The sequence below is a fragment of the Pontibacter brevis genome, assembly GCF_054779655.1.
The window spans coordinates 42336-60285 of the sequence record NZ_BAAGXV010000033.1 but is presented as its reverse complement, the minus strand read 5'-3'; the positions used below and the strand labels follow the sequence as shown (position 1 = coordinate 60285).

Genomic DNA, 17950 nt, shown 5'->3' with positions numbered 1-17950 from the left:
CACAATTTAAGCCTCGATGATGTAGTCAAGAATCTCTTTTGCAGCATTTGGTTTGGCCCTACCATCGCTTCCGAAGATGTCAGCAAAGTATAAACCACAACTGTGGTCTTGGTTTAGTAGGTCGGATTTGTGAAAGGCAGATTGTAGGGGTTTGTCAGCCATGGCTTTAGGGTACAACAAAACACTCTTTTTTGCACCAAAGTGGATGTTATAAGCATACATCTGCTTAAGGTCAGCATCAGAAGGTCTGTAGTCATGTATCAACTTCCACTTAGTATCTACCACTACCTTTTCACCTGATTTCCTCGTTAAAACGATGTCAGGCCTTATAGTTTGATTTCCCCAGAACAACCGTTTGCTTTGTCCCTTTATACTATAATCTTGATACTTTTCAGCATGTAAAGCCTTCTTTAATATTCTATAAACATAGTCTTCAAAGAGCTCATTCATGTTGAACAGGAGGGCTATCGTGTTCTCTTTTCCTGCACCCATATCAGGGTTGTACTGTAAAATTATCAATCGAGCAAACTGTAAAGCATGTTCGTAATGAGAGGTTTTACGGTTAAGCTCGGGAAGTGAATCAAAGTGTTTCTCTCGGATAACGACATCATCTACAGCTTCAAAGCTAATTAAAAGGTTTTTTATTTGGTTGTCGAAAGAGCTGTTAGAGTTGGTTACGTTAAGGATATATAGGGCTCGCTTTAATATTTGATTGAAGAGGGTATTAATATCATATACCTGGTGCTCTGTATAGAACCTTTCTTTGTGAATAAAATTGTGGCGTACATGCTGTGAAAACAGAAGTTTACCTTTAAGAGCAGCCGTATTACCCTGTTCTCTTCTGTATTTCTTCACTAATCCCTTATGCACCAGCATCTCAACTTCTTTCAAGAAGAAGTTAATGTATAGGTCCAATAACGAGGTATTGCGAAGGGACAAACTTGCGTTTGAGACAGAGTGCAGGTTGATACCTTTGCATACTTTTAGCATGTTGAGCAAAGCATCACGCCATTTCTTTTTGGCGTCATCTCCGCTTCCATTTCGATCAGCTTTGGGTAGAACTTCAATTGTTAAACCCTTTACTTGTAAAACTCCTACAAAGCTGTTGAACTTAATTCTTTTCAACCCTACTGTGAAGTACAGATTGCCATGCTGTTCATTAAGCCGTACCAAAGCATCAAAGTGAGCAGGGCCAAAACCCTGCTCACCAAGATGAAGATAACTGTGCTCAAAAACCTGAATGGGTGTTCTACTTCTATTCTCCATAGATAGCTTTGAAAGGTACTGAAGAATCGAATTTTAGAGGGTTTGCTATCTTGTATACTTCCTTAACCTCAAACTCATCAGGCATAAATTCAGCAGCAAAACCAAAATTATTATCATTTGAGTTTTCATCTCTTTGGACAAAACCCTTACCTAACACAGCTCCTATTTTATTGTAATTGCCATAGAAATACTCCTGCAACAGCGGCAGTATCTTATTAGCAAAGATTTTTTTGAGCTCCTGCAAAGGCTCTGATGAGCTTGAAATACTTATCAGGTAACTGTGTCCAATTTGATGATCCCGATCTAACATGCGCTCCAATCGAGAGTTAATAGTAGATAATAGCTTTTGTAAATTAACATCCAGGTTTGGATGGTTTTGTATAGCCTCTGGTTTTGGAAGCATTTCTACAAAAGAGAATCTTCTTCTAAGTGCAGTATCTAATGCTTCAACACTACGGTCTGCAGTGTTCATGGTGCCAATTACATATAGATTTTTTGGTACACTGAACTCTACCCCAGAGTACGGGAGGGTACAGGCAAGCTGATTTGTTGCTCCTTTACGTTTATCATCTTCTAACAGCGTAATTAGCTCACCAAATATGGCTGAGACATTCCCACGGTTTATCTCATCTATAAAAATGGCATAGTCATGATTAGGGTCTTTAGAGGCTTTATCGGCAAATTCCTTAAATAAACCTGGTTTTACCTGATACTGAACGTTCTTAGTCTTATCGTCCGTAATTGGTTTGATGCCTTCAATGAAATCCTCATAGCTAAGAGACTGATGAAAAGTTGTAAAGACAAACCGTTGTTCTCCGGTAACCATGTCAGTAAAATGACTAAAAAGCTGGTCCTTTAACTTATAGGTTTTACCTGTTCCAGGAGGGCCATAAAGAATGATGTTTTTGGAAACTAAAATATCATTGACTTCTTTGAACTTCTGTTGTTTAGCTTCTTCTATCAATTTGTCAAATAACTCTTTGTTGTCATTCTCATTTATCTCTCTAACAGTGGTTAGTAAGCCCTCATCCATAAAAATCCCGTGTACCTGAGGAAGTATCCAGTTAACTTTTCTATAATGAGCAAATTCGAAGCTACCATCATATTCATAATCACCCTTAACTTCACCAATGGCAAGGATTCTTCTTCCTTCTGCGGCTACAACTATGTCACCTGTGCTTATACCACTATGAAAGTTTAATATCTCACCAGCTTTCTTACTAGCATTTAAATTATCGTTCTCATAGGACCCATTTGCCTGTAGAGCTTTTTGGATTTCACTTTTAGAGACATCAGTTAGCTCATTTAGGTCTCCAATATTAGGCCAGCCTATCGAAACATGATTGTGGTTAAGCATTTCAGGAAAACGTCTAGGGCCATTTGATCCTGATGTTGAGCCTACTCGCCAGTACCTTCTTCTACTTTCTGGTAGTGGTTGGTCTAAAACTTGATATAAGATATCTTGTGCGAGAATGAGATTATTTGGGTCAGCATAACAGTTAGACTCAAGGAAGCCATTTTTAAGTTGTAGAAGCTCTGAGTCCTTTTCGATGCAGTTCCTTATGAACTGCTTAACCAGCTCTATATATTGAACATATATTTTACCAGGCGACTCTTTCTTGAATTTCAGATTTTTAGCCAGCTTGCTGAAGAATGATGACTTGTAGAATGTATATGTGGCAGGATGGCGAAAGGTAAGATAAGTGGCAATTGTTCTTTCATCTTGATGAGTATTTAAGTTTTTGTTACCTATCTGATCATAAAGTAGGCGGTTATTTGATCGGAAATCGTCAATCCTTTGCTGTAGTGGCAACGATTCGTCAAAGAGCATCTTAAAGTTTGCCCTTGTCTCTTCAGGATAAATGCGTGCGATATGTATTATGACACCCCGGCTATGATGAAAAACAAGGTTTGAGAAGTTTATTGATTCCAGCATTTTAGGGAAATCAACGGCATCTTCATCCCACTTGCTCTGGAAGTCTTTGATTAACCTCCATTTATAAACCTCATCACTGTTATTGGTTAGTCTAATTTTACGTTTATAATCATGTATAAACTGATTTAATGTGGCTTCATAAGGGAACACAGGAGCTGGCTGTTTGTCTTCTAGCAGTTCATTATTCATAGTGATGATTGTTAAATTGTTATATAATATTGAATTAGGTAGATTTATTTAAATCGGACGACTATAAGAAGTTGGGAATGCATCTAAAAAGGGTCACTTATATTTACTTTACAATCGTTTTAGTCTCGTTCAGTAACTTATCAAGAGTGCCTATTATAAATATAGCTAAATATACATATCTGCATATAAAATGTATAAGCTTTTAGGCAAGAATACTTGATTTAATGCGAAAGAAGGGATTTTAAATATATTTTGATTTATAAGCTATGTACGGAAGATACACCTTCATTCCAAAGAAATACCTTAAGGGCAAGTCTAAGGCTGTGAAGCTTTTAGATCAGTATCAGGAAGATGCCCGTTACAACGCAGCGCCTTCGCAGCTGCTGCCGGTCATCACTGGTGAGGCGCCCAACACGCTGCAGTTTTTCTCGTGGGGCCTACTGCCGCATTGGGCAAATAAAGGCTACAAGCATAAGTCAGTTAACGCCAGGGCCGAGACCCTGACCGAGAAGCCCATGTTCCGGGAGCTGGTTAACAGCAAACGCTGTCTGGTGCCGGCCGACAGCTTCTACGAGTGGAGAACCTCCTCGGCCGGTAAGCAGCCCTACCGCATACTGCTCAAGAGTGAGGAACTGTTCTGCTTCGCCGGTCTCTGGGATGAGTGGACGGACATGGCGACAGGGGAGGTTGTGAACACGTTCACCATCATCACCACCGAGGCTAATAAGCTGATGCGCCCGATCCACGACCGCATGCCGGTGCTGCTGCACCCGGAGGAAGAGGAGGAGTGGCTCTCCGGTGAGAGAGCAAATGAGCACCTGCTTTCCCTGTTAAAGCCATACCCGAGCGAAGAACTGAAGGTCTACCCGGTGTCTTCTTTGGTCAACTCCCCAGGCAACGACTCGCCCCAGGTGCTGGAGACAGCGCCAGAGCAGGGGAGCCTGTTCTAGAGGGCGCGCATCGGCTCACCAAAAGAAGTAGGAGGGTTTCTTTTTCAGAGTTAATGTCTCCCAGTCTATTTCTGTCAACAGGTCATCGTGGCGTTTCACCTGTGGGTCGTGCCAGTCTGCCTTATTTCGTACCCACTCAGCCCACTGGCCTAGCTGATCTGTGTACGCGTCGTTGGCACGGGCGGCACGCTCCACCTCGTCGGCGTATTCGCGCATGACCTTTGCCTGCCGCCAGCGCTCAGCCTCTACCAAAATATGCTTCAGGCTTGCCAGCTCTTTTTCCTGCCTAGCTTCCATCTCGCGGTACACCCTTTCCCTTTCCTCGCGTTCTGCCTGCTTCCTTTCCCGCTCCAGCCTCTCTGCATGCTTCTGCTGGCCTTTCATTTGTAGGGTGGCAAGAATTCTTGACAGCCGGTCTTCAAGCGGCTTTTTTCCGTCCACCCACTCCTTTGAGCCAAAGTTCTTATACCAAAATGCCAAGAGGCCAGAGGGCTTATATTCTGAATTGTCCCAGGTGCCATACTTAACAATGTGTTTTGTCAGCTTCTCTCGGACCCCAATCTCAAATCGCTCGCCTTTGATGACGGCGTAGGTGCTTTGGTATTCCACAACCACACTGTGCCCGAGCGCTTTCAGTGCTTTGATGAGCGTATCCATGAAGCGAAATGCTCTGGCAGCGGTTGCAGGTGAAACTTGAATGCTGAGACTCCTCTTACAGGAGTATAGGCCGTTGTAGGCCCTTTCCTTTTTTCCCCGATCAAAGACCTCTTTGGCCGCTACAATCAGCGGGTCAGGGCGCTTCATCTTGTCTGGGACGGTGACTAGATCACTGTGGTGGTCCTCCAGGTCTCGCTGCACTCTGGCCAGTGCTGAAAGGCCTGTGGGGTCATAAGCCTCGCCGTCTTCTCTTACAGTCAGTTTCACCTTCTGCTCTCCTTTGTAGGTGGAGGGCAGGGGAGTGACTTTGACTTTCTTGCCTGCTTTTACCTTCATCCAATAGCCCGCCTTAGGAAGCGGGACCTGAAGCTTAATGCAGATCTTCCTGAGGCCGTTATCAGAGAGACCATATCTTTTGGCAAGCGTGGTCATGGGTTCTGCCCAGACCATGTCGTATAGCTCATTTCTGGTGATGGTTGCTTGCTCAATTTTCATTTATATTCATATTCAATGTTTAGAGAGCGGGTTAGCAGGAAAAATTATAAAATGATCCTTGTATATAAGACTTTATAATATTATATAGAGCTATATAATATAGACTATAGTGGGTTTGTATTAACTAATGTTATTGGCTCTTGCTCCCTTAAAGTACTTAACTGTTTGCTTATAAAATCAAATTTACAGAAAGCCTTCTTTCAGACCAGGAGGATAAATTTTTAAAACACACATCAGAAATTTACTTGGCTGACTACCGAATTGCACAAGTAGTTAGGGGAATATTAGTAAATAGCTATTTTTGTTTTTTACAAAACCTATCTTTGCATAGTAACTACTAATTCTGAGCAGTTAGGTATTGCATTGTACTTATATTGTGTTTAATTGGATGTAAAATAAACTATTGTAATGCTTAATTTGCAAAATATTAATACTGCTAAAACCCGTTTATCTAGCTACAATCCTTTAACCTTTAACAATGTTCAAAACAGTTTTAGATTTTTTACAAACAAAATAACGATAAATAGCTTTAGACATATTTCGGGTTTAGAAGTAGAGTTTGACCACCCTGTAACAGTAATAACTGGAGGCAATAAGATAGGTAAATCAAGTTTATTACTTCTTATCGCCTGCAGCCATTACAAGTTCAATAAGTATGATTCAACTAAGCCTGAAACTGAATGGCGGAGACATACTTGGAGAGATGTTTTCACTTTTACGTCTTATGAATCAGCTACCAGGAACTATTCTTATGAATTGACTTGGAGAGTTGGAAACAGGCAAAAGCATGGTGAAGGAAAACGGTTAGCTACTAGTAAAGCATGGACAGGTTTAGGCAAATATAGTTCTGACCCAAATAGGATCAATGCCCAAATACATGAAAGAGAAGTAAGGTTGATAGAACTTGATCGAATGTTACCTGCTAGGAGTTTTTCAAATAGCTTAATAAGAAAGATACAAAATTTTCAGGAAGTTCGTCTACAAGAAGATATTGAAAAAGCGTTTTCATACATATTGGATATACCTTATCAAGTTGAAATTTCAAAAATTGGCTCTCATGTAAATAAGGTAGCGTATTTAATAAATTATTTAAATGAACCGTACTCTAGTTATAATGCTTCATCTGGCGAGGAATCTCTAATAAATATATTAGTTGATATTTTTGAAGCTGAAAATGATTCTTTGATTTTGATAGATGAAATAGAGGCTGGATTTCACCCATCTATTCAGAGGAAATTAGCCGATGTGATACAATATGTTTCATATCATCACAAAAAGCAGTTTATCTTAACAACCCACTCTCCATCTTTTCTATCCGCTCTTCCTCAGAAATCTCGAAAGTTTATAGATAAAGATATCAATGGCAACTTCGAAACAATAAATTCTATACCTGTAAATGCAGCTTTTTCTAGAATGGACTCTCAGGCATATCCTCTAGTTCAGCTTTATTGTGAAGATGAAGAAGCTGATTACATAATCAAGAATATTCTAATAGAACTAAATAGGACAAGAAAGAATTTTGATCGCCTTATCAATATAATCAAATCTGGACCAATTAATCAAGTCAAAAATGATTATGAACGACATAAACATAATTTTGATCAGATGAGAATTAAACTTGGGTACTGCTGTGTATTTGATGGCGATTATGTACAAGATCCGTCATATTCACATTACCACCAGAACCCAAGTGAACATTCATTTTTCTTATATCCATATGTAGCACCAGAAAAGTTCTTAATTCAGTTTTATCTTCAGCAGTTTCCAAATCCTTTACTTTCCACTGCCTTCAATTTTACTGATCATCATTCTTTATTTCAAGAAATGGTTAATTTGGGTTTGGCAGTTGACGTAGCTCAAGCTAGGCAAAATTGTTGGAATGCTTTCAGTATAACCCCCGAGTATACAACACTGAAAACTGATTTAACTCAATTCTTGATTGATACAGTTGAGCATTTTTCAGTATTAGGCGACTAAGATTATTAAGAAAAAATAATAACTCCGTTAACTTTCTGCTTATGCAGTGACCTCCCCCCGCAAAAACGGACCACTGTAAAATAGAGAAAAGGTCATTTTGCAGTGGGAGGTCAATTTGCCATATCGTTTCAATAGCGGATTTCATTTAAGAAGACAAAGTTCAATGAGACGCAGATTGTAAGTACCCCATTTTTCAGACAGCGTAAATGAGACTTTTCGCAATCTTTTCTACTACCACTACTATGAAGTGGTAATGTGGTAAACTTGCCGTGCAGGCCCTGTGTCAGGGGAGAAGTTTTCCATATTTCCACTTCTGCTTTCCAGTGGCCACTCCTTAGGCGTCAGGTTGCCAAGCGCCTCATGCGGTCTCCTGGTATTGTACTCCTCCATCCACTGCTCTGTCAACTCCCTGACCTCCTCCAACTCAATAAAAAGGTAAGCGTCCAGTACCTCCCTTCGGTAGCTTCCGTTGAAACGCTCAATGAAGCCATTCTGCATCGGCTTGCCGGGCTGGGTGTAGCGTATGCTTATCCCATTCTCCCTGCACCAGCAGGTAAAATCAGCGCTGGTGAACTCCGGTCCGTTGTCCACCCGTATGGCTGCCGGCTTGCCGCGCCAGTCAATGAGTTGCTCCAGAACCCTGATTACCCTTTTGGATGAAATGGAGGTGGCTATCTCTATTGCCAGCGCCTCCCGGTTGCAGTCGTCTATCACGTTCAGGGTCCTGAACCTGGTGCCGGAGGCCAGGCTGTCGCTCATGAAGTCCATGCTCCAGCTTCTGTTGAGCTCCGCCTGTTGGAGCAGTGGTTGCTTCACCCGCGCCGGCAGCCTACGCTTGCCCTTTCTCTTCTTGTTGAGCTTGAGCAGCTTGTAGACCCGGTACACCCGCTTGTGGTTCCAAGTCTTGCCGTCCCTCTTCAGGTAAGCCAGCAGCTTTCGGAAGCCGTAAGTGGGGTGGGCGTCGGCCAATTCCTGCAGCGCGGCGATTAACTCTGAGTCATCCTTGCTGCTCCTGTAGTAGAATTGGGAGCGGGCCAGCCCGGTTAGTCGGCAGGCCCTGGCAACGCTTAGGCCGTAGTCAGAGACGATCTCCTCGGTCAACTGCCTTTGCTGCCAGGGCCCCAGCCTTTTTTTGTGATGACCTCCCTGAGTATCTCATGGTTCAGGCTCAGGTCAGCGAACATCTTCTTAAGCCGGGCATTCTCCTCCTCCAGCTCCTTGAGGCGCTTCACGTCCGAGGCTTCCATGCCACCGTACTGGCTCTTCCACCTGTAGAAAGTGGCCCGGCTGACATTCAACTCCCGACAGATGTCCTCCGTCTTCCGACCTGCCTCGTTCTCCTGGAGGGCCTTGATGATCTGGCTCTCGGTAAATCTTGTCTTCTTCATCTACTCAGTTTAAATGTAAAACCTTTTTGTCTACTTTTAAACTGTCTCGATTTTAGGGATACTTACAAGATCAAACTTGAGGGCAAAAGAGGTGTTATGTAAAGTGTGTATCTCTTATGCCTTTGGTATCTGGGAAAATTAGATGAGGCAGCATGAGAGTGGAAACCCTCAAGAAGCTTTAGTAGCTGATAGAGAATAATTGGCAGTTCGAAAAGTTGGTAGCGGTTCTGAGTTAGAACGGGCAAGTACAGCAGCGCAGTGGCAAAAGTAGAATGTGCGCAATCAATAGATACTTTAGCACTTCAGATGGACACCTAAGTCATAAAAAGAAAGGCGTTAACTGTATGGATATCGAATTTAGTGTCCGAATAGTGTCCGAAGGTCATGAAAAAAGGCCATCAGCAGCTGCTGATGGCCTTTCGTGTAGCCCGTAGGGGAATCGAACCCCTGTTACCAGAATGAAAATCTGGCGTCCTAACCCCTAGACGAACGGGCCTTGTTGCTGTATTGCGATGCAAAGATACGGGGCGATTTCAAATCTGCAAACGGGAATGGATAATAATTTTTCTGGTGATGCTGATGTGGCTGATTTTCAGGCAAAAAATTTTTTGAACAATGGATTATGCTGGAAATTCTAACCAATACAAGTATCTTCCGTTAAATGAAGCATCCTTACAAAAACCCAACGTATAGCAAAGATGGCTAGAAATTTACACTATGAAGGGCTGAAACCAGAAGCTTTTAACCAGTTCAAGAGCAAATTGCAGACTTATGGCATTGACCTGCGCGATAACAGCGGCAGTTTCAGCGAAAAAGGAGTTTCCGGCAAGTACAACTACAATCCTGAGACGGAAGTGTTAGAGCTAAATAATATGCAGATAGGCTTCCCGGCCAGCATGATGCTGAACATGGATACGCTGGCCAGCCGCCTGACAGAGACAGTGGTGCAGCATGGAGGCAGGCCCCGGCAGGGCACAGTGTAGCTTTTTGCAGCGGCACCCCGTATATGAGATATAAAATTTTTGACAGTTTAGATACATACTAGGATACTATGGAAAACAATAGCTCACAAAACCAGAACGGAAACAACTCTAACAGCGGCAATAACTCTACCAACAGCAACAATAACTCAGGCAACAAAGGAAACAAAAGACAAGGGCAGGAGGATAGCGTTTTAACACTGCTGCAACCGCATGATATGTCCAGAACAGTGGAGTCTGCCTTGCACGTATTTCAGGGAAGAACAGATAAGCTGCCGGAACTGATGCAGGATGTTGGGCAGATTATCATGAAAGCCTCCCGGCGTTTCTCTACAACACAACTGATAGTAGCCGCGGGTGCTTTAACAATTGGTGCCGTTCTTTTAACCAAGTACGGTCCTGTGGTTGAAGATCTGGATTAGGGTAAGAAAAGATAGATTGTATTTTAGCAGAATCCCCTGGAGCAGTTCACGCCAGGGGATTCTGCTTTTTTGCGGCCGCTGCTGCATCATGGCACATCATTTGATTAAGGTGCATCTACATAGGTTTCAGCTATATAAACGTTACTAAACCAACTTAAAGATGAAGACTATGAGAAAGATGAATCTGGTGCTTTTGCTGCTGCTGGCGTTTACTTCACTCCAGGCACGGGCACAACAACAGCAACTCCCGCCCCTTGTTAGTGTTTCCGGTGTAGGGGAGGTGCGGGTGCAGCCTACAGAGGTGGTGGTGAACCTGGGCGTGGAGACGCGGGAAAAGACACTGGATGCCGCCCGCTCAGAAACAGATAAAAAGGCCGCCGCCATTATCAACTATCTTAAAAAGCAGGGGGTGGAAGCGAAGGATATACAGACCTCTTACGTAACGCTGCAGCCCATGCACAATGGTGGGGAGTATGGCAGAACTACCCCAGATTTTTACCTGGCGCAGAAGAACATGACTGTCACTATCAAGAAGCTTAACCGGTTTGATGAAATCCTGTCAGGAATATATGGCGTGGGTGCCAATCATGTACATGGCATAAATTTTCAGGTTTCTGACCTGAACAGGTATAAGGCAGAAGCACGTAAGAAAGCCGTAGCAGATGCAAAACAGAAGGCCACTGCCTTGACGGGCGAACTAGGTGCCAGGGTAGGAAGGGTTTATGCCATCAACGATGGCGGGAGTGCCGGCGGGCCAGGGCCTTTGTACAAGTCTGCTATATTGATGGAGGCTGCTGCTTATGATGGTGCCGGAGGACCTTCTATTGCAGGGGGTGAGGTGGTGGTGACCGCTAACGTGGATGTCAGCTTTATTATAGAATAGGTGGGGCAAGCGTTAAATAAGAGAGGCGGCTGCTTTATTGCAGCCGCCTCTCTTATTTATGGTTTCTGGAAGTGGGTTATTGTTTTGAAGTTGTTCTCCTCATCCAGGAGAAAGCTTAGTGGCTGCCTTGGATTCTGCAGAATTTCCTGCTCTCTTATATTCCAAGGCTTCAGCATCTCCTCCAGCATATGGGCATAAGCCAGCATTTCCCAGGGATTGAAGATCTCGTTCGTTATATCATCAATCAGGGTGTCCAGCACCAGGTGGTCATCCTCCGGCTTTACGGGGCGTACAAAGTACTCCGGCACTACATTAAATATATAAGCAGCATAAAATGCGCGTGCTTTAAATTCTGCCAGTTGAACAGGATGTAGCTGCTTCCCCTGCATGAGCTGGTACAGTTTTCCCATGGCCGAGCGAATAATGCCGTTATCTAAAAGAGTACAGACAATGGCCACAGAGCCCAGCTTAATGCTGAAGGCCATGGTGGTCAGTTCATCCTGGTATTCAAACGGCAATTTGTCTTCTGCGGGGTTCACTTCTAATAAGAACAGCGAGCAAGGCAGGAAGTCAGAAAAAACCATAGACACCCGCAGCGACTGTAGTACCTGGAAGAAAGAGCGGAACTTACCCAGCATACGCGGGTCTTCGCTGACTGCATACTGCGGCATGATCAGCGGGTTCATTTCTTTTATAAGTTCCGTTACCAAGGTGCCGTAATACATCTTGCCAATCCACTGGAACAGTTCCTGCCCCTCCAGTGCCTTCAGTCCTTCGATTCCCTTGGCTGCCGCCGTTTCTACTTTGGCCTCCAGAGGTAAGAGGTAATGGGTATGGCAATGGTCGCAGCAGGGGATGGTCAGCTGGTCAAAAGTTGTCACACTTTTATCCAGTAGCAGCAGCTCCTTGTTTTTCAGGCCGTATTGCTGCTGAAGCCACTCAGCGAAAACAGGGGCGCGGTGCTCAGGCGTAATATTGGTGCCGCACAGAAAGCAGTTTGTATCTGTAAACTGCATTTTCTCGAACGGGTCATAGAGGGTAAGGTCGATCATGCTGTTGTTTCTATTCAGGCTGCAAAGATAGCAAGAGCAGCGACGAGTTCCGAACACCAACCCCGGCCAAAGGTTTAGTTGTTAAATTATGTTAAATAAAATGGCGTAGAGTTTACTCTACCGGTAAAAGCATGCGCCGGTACATCAGCCACACAGCGGGTGTAGCCATACAGGAAAGGAAACAGGTGGTGAAAAAACAAGTGCCCGAGAATGTAAAGAGCAGGAGGGGCAAAAAAAACAGCAAGCCTGTAAGCCGGGTTCTGTTCCCGACGAATCGGGTCTTATCATTTATCTAGGCCTGCACTCACGCACAGGCTCCATCGACCTACCCACTGACATCGGACGAGCAGCCCTTAGCCCCACCAATGCGGAGCACTGTCAGCCTATTTGGTCTTTCAACTCCTAAGGTTTACCCAGCCGAACTGGTCACCCAGCCGCTGGTGCGCTCTTACCGCACCTTTTCACCCTTACCAGCACAAGGCTGGCGGTTATTTTCTGTGGCACTGGCTGTATCCCGGTTGCCCGGGACCCTTCCCGTTAGGAAGTAGGATGCTCTGTGTTGCCCGGACTTTCCTCTCTCCCCGAAGGGACAGCGATAAGACGGCTTGCTGTTAATTTTTTGTATTGCAAAGGTAACACATTTTAAAGTTAGAAAGTTTAGGAGTTAGAAAGTTAGAGGTTGAAAGCAAACTCTAACGCCTAAACTCTCTAACTCCAAAGGCTTATTTCAGTTTTACCAGCGTGGCGCCGTAGCCGAACTTCTCTTTGCGGGCATCCTCAAAAAACTTAATACCAGGGGTGCGGCTGAGTATTTTCTGTAGTTCCTTGCGAAGCACCCCATTGCCGGCTCCGTGTATAAACACAATCTCATGCATGTTGGCGGCCAGTGCCCTGTCCAGGTTGTCCTGGAAGTGTTCCAGCTGCAGCTTCAGTATGGCGCTGTTGCTCATGCCACTATGGTCCTCCACCAGCTTTTCGATGTGCAGGTCTACCTCATGTTCCGGTGCCTGCAACTTAAAAGTTTCGTGCTTCGCCGTCGCGTCTATCAGTTGCTCCGTTATTTTATCGGTATCCACGGCAACAGGCTTCTGGTCGAGCTGAAACAGGTAAGCTTCCTTGTTGAGCACAGGAGCTGTTTTCTTGCTCTTATAAAATGAACTGGCCCTGAAATGCACCTTTTTGGTGACAGGCTCATATAAGGTAGGGCTGCCGTTGCGGTGCTGTATGAACTGCACTAACAGGCCTGGCCACTTTTCAAAATCCTTCAGGTGATAATGGGTGATGACACGGGTAGTTTTAGGTGCCAGTTTATCGTTCTGCAGGCCACGGTATTTGTTTTCACGCTCTTCGCCAGATGTAAAGAGCAGGTCGTGGTCTGAATTGTTGATGATGGTAACAGCCAGCAACTCTTCTGACTGGTGAACCAGCGCCAGGTATATGCCTTGTGCAGCCAGCACAGGTGCTGACGTTTCTCTTCGGGCCACCGGTTTAATTTCCGGGTCATTTTTAAGGTAAGTTGCCTCCTCCTTCGCAATCACCACTACCTCACGGCGGGCCACCGGTATGGTGAAATCGTTATCGATGGCTACTTCTACAATGTTGTTATCTAATATGCGGGTAATAATGCCTTCCTCGCGGCCAGACATTAACCGCACACGGTCTCCTACATTCATATTTTTGTTGTTCTGTGTTCGCTATTCTTTGTTCGCTGCATGTGTCTTATCTCTGTGCCGCGTTACTCTCTTTAACAAAGGTACGGATTTATCAGGTCTGGTGTCGTGGGTTCTAAGCCTGGCCATGGTTAACGGTTTGGCTAGTACGGGACAAAAGCATGCTAGAAGTACAGTGCATGCATTCTGAAGCCATTTTTCCGGTTGTATTCCAAGGCAGGTGCAGGAATTTTGATGATGCTGAGCACATATAAAGCGGTGTTCAGGACTTTGCTGCGCCCTTTAAAGTGCATCAGGTTCAGGTCGGGGCTGATGTAGTACTGCCGGTAAGCATCGAAACCACTTGCCCTGTTGGCGTAGGGGTGGTTGTATACTATCTCATGGGCACCATACCCTACAGCCAGGTTCAGCCACCGCGGGTACCGGGCCTCTGGTTTCAGTAAGGCACCCACATTCACAGAGAGCCAATAGGTCTGGCCGTTGTAGTCTTTCAGGGCCTGCTCCGCCAGGTTGCTACCTAATACGTTCGGGCGTACTGCCGCATAAGCAGTGGTGTGGAAGGAGAATTTGGGCATCACACGCACTTCTCCCCAGGCCAGCTCCTGTGCCACCACCGCGGCTGAACCTACAGTGTTAGCAATCAAGTCGCCTGCAGAGGCACCATATTCCGGCTGAAAGCCATCAAAAAACTCAATAGGGGTTTGCAGTACAATACCGGTAAGGCCTCCCAGCAGGATGGCTTTTTTCTCTGGTACCCCCGCCCAGCGCAACATGTCTATGCCCGCCCTGCTTTCATGGAAAGCTCCCCAGAAATGCCCCGCCTTGTCCATCTGTTTCCATTGGCTATTGTCGTTGAAGAAATGAAAGCTGCTTCGTTCTTCCGCGTACCATGAATTACTCAGCGACACCAGCATGGCTGTATAGCCCGCGGTGAAGGTGGCACCCATGGCAATCAGCCGGGAGGTGTTTACGGTGGAGGTATCTGGCTGCACTTGTGCAGCAGAGGGGTGAGCCTGGCACAGCAGCAGGAGTGAGAGCAGGAATGTAATAACAGTCTTGTGGCGCATGAGCCCAAAGATACAGAATTGCCTGCTTCCATATTACAGCACAGCCACATGCCTGCTCTTCCTGCCATCATCTTAGGGTAGTGGTTGCATTTATAAATAAATACTTTCCCTGCACTATCCTTACCCTGAGAAGAAGTTGTTAGACTGAATATTGACTTGGAAAAGCCTGCACTAGATGATGCACTTTTAGTTAGCCTGTTGAACAGTAAATTATTGCTCGTCATTAAACAATTCAAAGAAGAGCTTTCAACACTGGTTTTCACTGGTAGCACGTATGGCTTGCAGCAACCGGTATTGCCTGTAAAGCGTCAGAATTTTTTTATATAAAATAAAGTGAGGGTGCAGTTGCCTTAACACAGGACTTAGGGTGGTTTTGAGGCTTCATATATGCATATAACCCTATAAAAGTTTTTACTCGTAGCTAAGGGTATACAGGTGCTAAGTCATTTAGTAGTGGTACTGGATTCCCCTCATTTTATGTGATTTGAAGTAATACAGGAGGGTGCCGTATTGTAAATATCTAATATGAAAAACCTACACCTACAGGAGGTTATAAATAAGAGGAATAGATGGGCATGGTGAGGAAGAAGACGGCAGAGATAATTTCCACCCAGGAACTTGATATAGCCATAGCTGCTACTGACTTACATTATAAATTGCAACCGGAACTTGAAAGCCATTTTGGTAAGGCAGGCCGGGAAGCATGTCTGAAAGGGGTACGCAATCACCTGGCACAGCTCTCAGAAGCGATACTTGCCTCCAGCCAGGTCCTTTTTAAAAACTATGTTGCCTGGGCTCAGGAAAAGCTGGCAGCGCGCAATATACCTGCCGGAGACCTTGCTGTTAACCTGAACTGCGTGAAGGAAGTGCTGGCGCAGCGCCTGCCTATTGAGAATTACGTGGTTGCGGCCAAGTACATGAATGGTGCTTTGCTGCAGTTGGAAAAAAAGCTAACCCGGCAATCCTCTTACCTGCGGGAGGAAGCCCCTCTCAGCAGCCTTGCCACCCAATACATGCAACACCTGATGGAAGGAGACCGGGCAGCGGCAAGCAAACTGATACTGCAGCAAGTGGAGGGAGGTACCTGTGTCAAAGACATCTACATGCATGTGTTTCAGCCAGTACAGTACGAAATCGGGCGCCTGTGGCAACAGGGGGAGCTTTCTGTGGCTCAGGAGCATTACTGTTCAGCAGCCACACAGCTGGTTATGTCGCAGCTGTACACGAACATCATCGGAGCTAAGAAAAAGGGATATAAAATTGTTGCAGCCTGTATTTCCGGTGATTTGCATGAGATAGGTATTCGCATGGTTTCAGATTTCTTCGAGATGGAGGGGTGGGAGACGTATTACCTCGGCGCAAATACCCCAAAAAAGAGTATCATCAAGACCCTTCGCGAACAAAGACCTGACCTGCTGCTCATGTCGGCCACCATGACCTACCATTTGCACGACATAACCGAGGTGGTGGAGGCCATAAGGGCAGACAATGCTATACAGCATATAAAGGTAATGGTAGGAGGCCATCCTTTCAATACGGATCCAGGCCTGTGGAAGGAACTGGGTGCAGACGGTTGTGCTGCCAATGCACAAGATGCACTGGAACAGGCGCAGAAACTGGTGAGAGAGGCTGCGGCTTAACCTTTACACGCAGCAGAAGGCATGCCTGGCTGCTCACTGCAGCAAATAGCTTTCCAGGTGTAACAAGCAGATACACCCTTGCCGCCTGCGCACTTAAAAGTGTATCTGCCACTCTTTTCCCCTAATTTCAGGAAATCAACAACCTTTTCCCCTGATTTCAGTTCTAAAGATAGATTTGGAATTATGCTGCATGCATACTATATTTGATTGAATGGCACGGAGGAAGACAGATAGCAGATCAATCATCCTCATAATCAAGTCCCATCATTTTATTGTATGCCTGCTGCAGTTCAGAGAAAGCGTGGAGGTTGCCCTCTTGCCGGCTAATCTTCATTCCTTTTTTGTATGTCTGTGCTGCTACATCGTTCTGGCCTAACTCCTCGTATAGTTTAGCAGCGTGGTAGTAAGTGCCAACATAGTTCTCATGCTCGGCCAGTAGCCGCTCATAATACATGAGCGCTTTATCCTTATCTGCCTGGCGGTACTCAGTGGCTATGGCATACAATGTAAAAGGGTCATTTGGGTCGTCTTCAAGAAACTTGAAGAGCTGCTCCAGTCTGTTTTCGTTCATTCGGAATTGACTATATTTTAATTAACTTCGCACAAATCTAAATTTAAAAAGCTAACATTTCTAACCATGAAAATATTAGTTTGCATTAGTAATGTACCGGATACTACATCCAAAATCAATTTCACAGCTGACAACAAGGAGTTTGACAAAAACGGTGTGCAGTATGTGATAAATCCCTGGGATGAGTATGCGCTGACTAGAGCCATCGAGCTGAAAGAGGCTAAAGGTGGCACTGTAACCGTATTAAACGTAGGAGAGGCCGATGCAGAGCCTAACATCCGCAAAGCCCTTGCTATTGGCGCAGACGATGCTATACGTGTAAATGCCTACCCGAAAGATTCCTTTTTTGTTGCGCAACAAATTGCAGCTGTGGCAAAAGAGAACAACTATGACGTTATCCTGATGGGTAAAGAGTCTATTGACTATAATGGCTCCCAGGTACACAACATGGTGGGCGAATTGCTGGGTATTCCTGCTGTGGTGCCGGCCTTTAAGCTGGACATGCTGGATGACACAACCGCCCGACTGGAGCGTGAGATAGAGGGAGGCAAAGAGGTTGTGGAGGTGAACCTTCCCTTTATTGCAAGCGCGCAGCAGCCTATGTCTGAGCCCCGTATCCCGAACATGCGCGGCATTATGACAGCCCGTACCAAGCCTCTGAAAGTAGTGGAGCCAACCGGCGCCGATACGAAAGTGAACTACGTAAACTACAGCAAACCTGAGAAAAAAGGCGGGGTGAAAATGATTGACCCTGAAAATGCTGGTGAGCTGATAAAATTATTAAGAAACGAAGCTAAAGTACTATAA

Annotated in this window: 15 protein-coding genes, 1 tRNA gene and 1 other RNA gene; 7 read left to right on the top strand and 10 right to left on the bottom strand. The window is 45.0% G+C overall.

The window, feature by feature from the left end; all coding sequences use genetic code 11:
- Positions 1–6: 6 nt before the first annotated feature.
- Both ACYVB1_RS11590 and ACYVB1_RS11585 read right to left on the bottom strand, forming a co-directional pair.
- The gene (locus tag ACYVB1_RS11590) at positions 7–1266 is read right to left on the bottom strand and encodes an McrC family protein (RefSeq protein WP_460923741.1); all 1260 of its coding nucleotides are present in this window, start codon (positions 1264–1266) and stop codon (positions 7–9) included.
- A complete protein-coding gene (locus ACYVB1_RS11585; RefSeq protein WP_460923740.1) occupies positions 1256–3391 on the bottom strand; it encodes an AAA family ATPase in 2136 nt (711 codons plus the stop codon). Before ACYVB1_RS11585 ends, ACYVB1_RS11590 begins: the two co-directional genes overlap by 11 nt.
- A gap of 266 nt (positions 3392–3657) precedes the next feature.
- On the opposite strand from ACYVB1_RS11585, the gene ACYVB1_RS11580 reads away from it, so the two are divergent.
- Positions 3658–4341: an SOS response-associated peptidase gene (locus ACYVB1_RS11580; protein ID WP_460923739.1), complete on the top strand. Its 684-nt coding sequence runs from the start codon at positions 3658–3660 to the stop codon at positions 4339–4341.
- Positions 4342–4356: 15 nt separating this feature from the next.
- Here the strand turns inward: ACYVB1_RS11580 and ACYVB1_RS11575 are convergent, their stop codons facing one another.
- Complete coding sequence (locus ACYVB1_RS11575; protein WP_460923738.1) at positions 4357–5493, bottom strand: hypothetical protein; 1137 nt, start codon at positions 5491–5493, stop codon at positions 4357–4359.
- A gap of 408 nt (positions 5494–5901) precedes the next feature.
- Between ACYVB1_RS11575 and ACYVB1_RS11570 the strand changes: the two genes are divergently transcribed.
- Complete coding sequence (locus tag ACYVB1_RS11570) at positions 5902–7470, top strand: AAA family ATPase (RefSeq protein WP_460923737.1); 1569 nt, start codon at positions 5902–5904, stop codon at positions 7468–7470.
- Positions 7471–7710: 240 nt separating this feature from the next.
- Here the strand turns inward: ACYVB1_RS11570 and ACYVB1_RS11565 are convergent.
- Together ACYVB1_RS11565 and ACYVB1_RS11560 are read right to left on the bottom strand one after the other, a co-directional pair.
- Positions 7711–8858, bottom strand: a protein-coding gene (locus ACYVB1_RS11565) for an IS3 family transposase (protein ID WP_460923736.1) whose coding sequence is annotated in 2 segments (ribosomal slippage) — positions 7711–8597 and positions 8597–8858 — 1149 coding nt in all. Because the reading frame shifts where the segments join, the coding sequence is not laid out codon by codon here.
- 424 nt (positions 8859–9282) lie between these two features.
- Positions 9283–9354: transfer RNA gene (locus ACYVB1_RS11560), tRNA-Glu, on the bottom strand.
- Positions 9355–9556: 202 nt separating this feature from the next.
- Between ACYVB1_RS11560 and ACYVB1_RS11555 the strand changes: the two genes are divergently transcribed.
- The 3 genes from ACYVB1_RS11555 (at position 9557) to ACYVB1_RS11545 (ending at position 11143) form a co-directional block, all read left to right on the top strand.
- Positions 9557–9841 carry a hypothetical protein gene (locus ACYVB1_RS11555; protein ID WP_460923735.1) on the top strand — a complete coding sequence of 95 codons (285 nt, stop codon included), beginning with the start codon at positions 9557–9559 and terminating at the stop codon, positions 9839–9841.
- 68 nt (positions 9842–9909) lie between these two features.
- Positions 9910–10260 (top strand): hypothetical protein, encoded by a 351-nt coding sequence (locus ACYVB1_RS11550; RefSeq protein ID WP_460923734.1) that lies wholly within the window; start codon positions 9910–9912, stop codon positions 10258–10260.
- A 169-nt stretch (positions 10261–10429) separates the two neighbouring features.
- Positions 10430–11143: an SIMPL domain-containing protein gene (locus tag ACYVB1_RS11545; protein WP_460923733.1), complete on the top strand. Its 714-nt coding sequence runs from the start codon at positions 10430–10432 to the stop codon at positions 11141–11143.
- 56 nt (positions 11144–11199) lie between these two features.
- Here ACYVB1_RS11545 and ACYVB1_RS11540 read toward each other — a convergent pair whose 3' ends face one another.
- The 4 genes from ACYVB1_RS11540 to ACYVB1_RS11525 all read right to left on the bottom strand — a co-directional run bounded on the left by ACYVB1_RS11540 (position 11200) and on the right by ACYVB1_RS11525 (position 14932).
- Positions 11200–12195: a hypothetical protein gene (locus tag ACYVB1_RS11540; RefSeq protein WP_460923732.1), complete on the bottom strand. Its 996-nt coding sequence runs from the start codon at positions 12193–12195 to the stop codon at positions 11200–11202.
- A 233-nt stretch (positions 12196–12428) separates the two neighbouring features.
- An RNA gene (rnpB, locus tag ACYVB1_RS11535) (RNase P RNA component class A) lies at positions 12429–12807 on the bottom strand.
- 110 nt (positions 12808–12917) lie between these two features.
- Positions 12918–13868 (bottom strand): Smr/MutS family protein, encoded by a 951-nt coding sequence (locus ACYVB1_RS11530; RefSeq protein WP_460923731.1) that lies wholly within the window; start codon positions 13866–13868, stop codon positions 12918–12920.
- 161 nt (positions 13869–14029) lie between these two features.
- Positions 14030–14932, bottom strand: a complete 903-nt coding sequence (locus tag ACYVB1_RS11525; RefSeq protein ID WP_460923730.1) for a DUF2279 domain-containing protein — start codon at positions 14930–14932, stop codon at positions 14030–14032.
- A 575-nt stretch (positions 14933–15507) separates the two neighbouring features.
- On the opposite strand from ACYVB1_RS11525, the gene ACYVB1_RS11520 reads away from it, so the two are divergent.
- Positions 15508–16572, top strand: a complete 1065-nt coding sequence (locus tag ACYVB1_RS11520; protein WP_460923729.1) for a cobalamin B12-binding domain-containing protein — start codon at positions 15508–15510, stop codon at positions 16570–16572.
- Positions 16573–16810: 238 nt separating this feature from the next.
- Here ACYVB1_RS11520 and ACYVB1_RS11515 read toward each other — a convergent pair whose 3' ends face one another.
- Positions 16811–17143 (bottom strand): tetratricopeptide repeat protein, encoded by a 333-nt coding sequence (locus ACYVB1_RS11515; protein WP_460923728.1) that lies wholly within the window; start codon positions 17141–17143, stop codon positions 16811–16813.
- Between the two features lie 66 nt (positions 17144–17209).
- On the opposite strand from ACYVB1_RS11515, the gene ACYVB1_RS11510 reads away from it, so the two are divergent.
- Positions 17210–17950, top strand: coding sequence for an electron transfer flavoprotein subunit beta/FixA family protein (locus ACYVB1_RS11510; RefSeq protein ID WP_460923727.1), 741 nt, complete (start codon positions 17210–17212; stop codon positions 17948–17950).

Excerpts from the sequence above, each read along its gene's own strand:
- ACYVB1_RS11585 (WP_460923740.1), bottom strand. The coding sequence starts at position 3,391 with ATGAATAATGAACTGCTAGAAGACAAACAGCCAGCTCCTGTGTTCCCT.
- ACYVB1_RS11575 (WP_460923738.1), bottom strand. The coding sequence starts at position 5,493 with ATGAAAATTGAGCAAGCAACCATCACCAGAAATGAGCTATACGACATG.
- ACYVB1_RS11525 (WP_460923730.1), bottom strand. The coding sequence starts at position 14,932 with ATGCGCCACAAGACTGTTATTACATTCCTGCTCTCACTCCTGCTGCTG.
- ACYVB1_RS11545 (WP_460923733.1), top strand. The coding sequence starts at position 10,430 with ATGAGAAAGATGAATCTGGTGCTTTTGCTGCTGCTGGCGTTTACTTCA.
- ACYVB1_RS11515 (WP_460923728.1), bottom strand. The coding sequence starts at position 17,143 with ATGAACGAAAACAGACTGGAGCAGCTCTTCAAGTTTCTTGAAGACGAC.
- ACYVB1_RS11580 (WP_460923739.1), top strand. The coding sequence starts at position 3,658 with ATGTACGGAAGATACACCTTCATTCCAAAGAAATACCTTAAGGGCAAG.
- ACYVB1_RS11555 (WP_460923735.1), top strand. The coding sequence starts at position 9,557 with ATGGCTAGAAATTTACACTATGAAGGGCTGAAACCAGAAGCTTTTAAC.
- ACYVB1_RS11590 (WP_460923741.1), bottom strand. The coding sequence starts at position 1,266 with ATGGAGAATAGAAGTAGAACACCCATTCAGGTTTTTGAGCACAGTTAT.
- ACYVB1_RS11510 (WP_460923727.1), top strand. The coding sequence starts at position 17,210 with ATGAAAATATTAGTTTGCATTAGTAATGTACCGGATACTACATCCAAA.
- ACYVB1_RS11570 (WP_460923737.1), top strand. The coding sequence starts at position 5,902 with ATGCTTAATTTGCAAAATATTAATACTGCTAAAACCCGTTTATCTAGC.
- ACYVB1_RS11540 (WP_460923732.1), bottom strand. The coding sequence starts at position 12,195 with ATGATCGACCTTACCCTCTATGACCCGTTCGAGAAAATGCAGTTTACA.
- ACYVB1_RS11530 (WP_460923731.1), bottom strand. The coding sequence starts at position 13,868 with ATGAATGTAGGAGACCGTGTGCGGTTAATGTCTGGCCGCGAGGAAGGC.
- ACYVB1_RS11520 (WP_460923729.1), top strand. The coding sequence starts at position 15,508 with ATGGTGAGGAAGAAGACGGCAGAGATAATTTCCACCCAGGAACTTGAT.
- ACYVB1_RS11550 (WP_460923734.1), top strand. The coding sequence starts at position 9,910 with ATGGAAAACAATAGCTCACAAAACCAGAACGGAAACAACTCTAACAGC.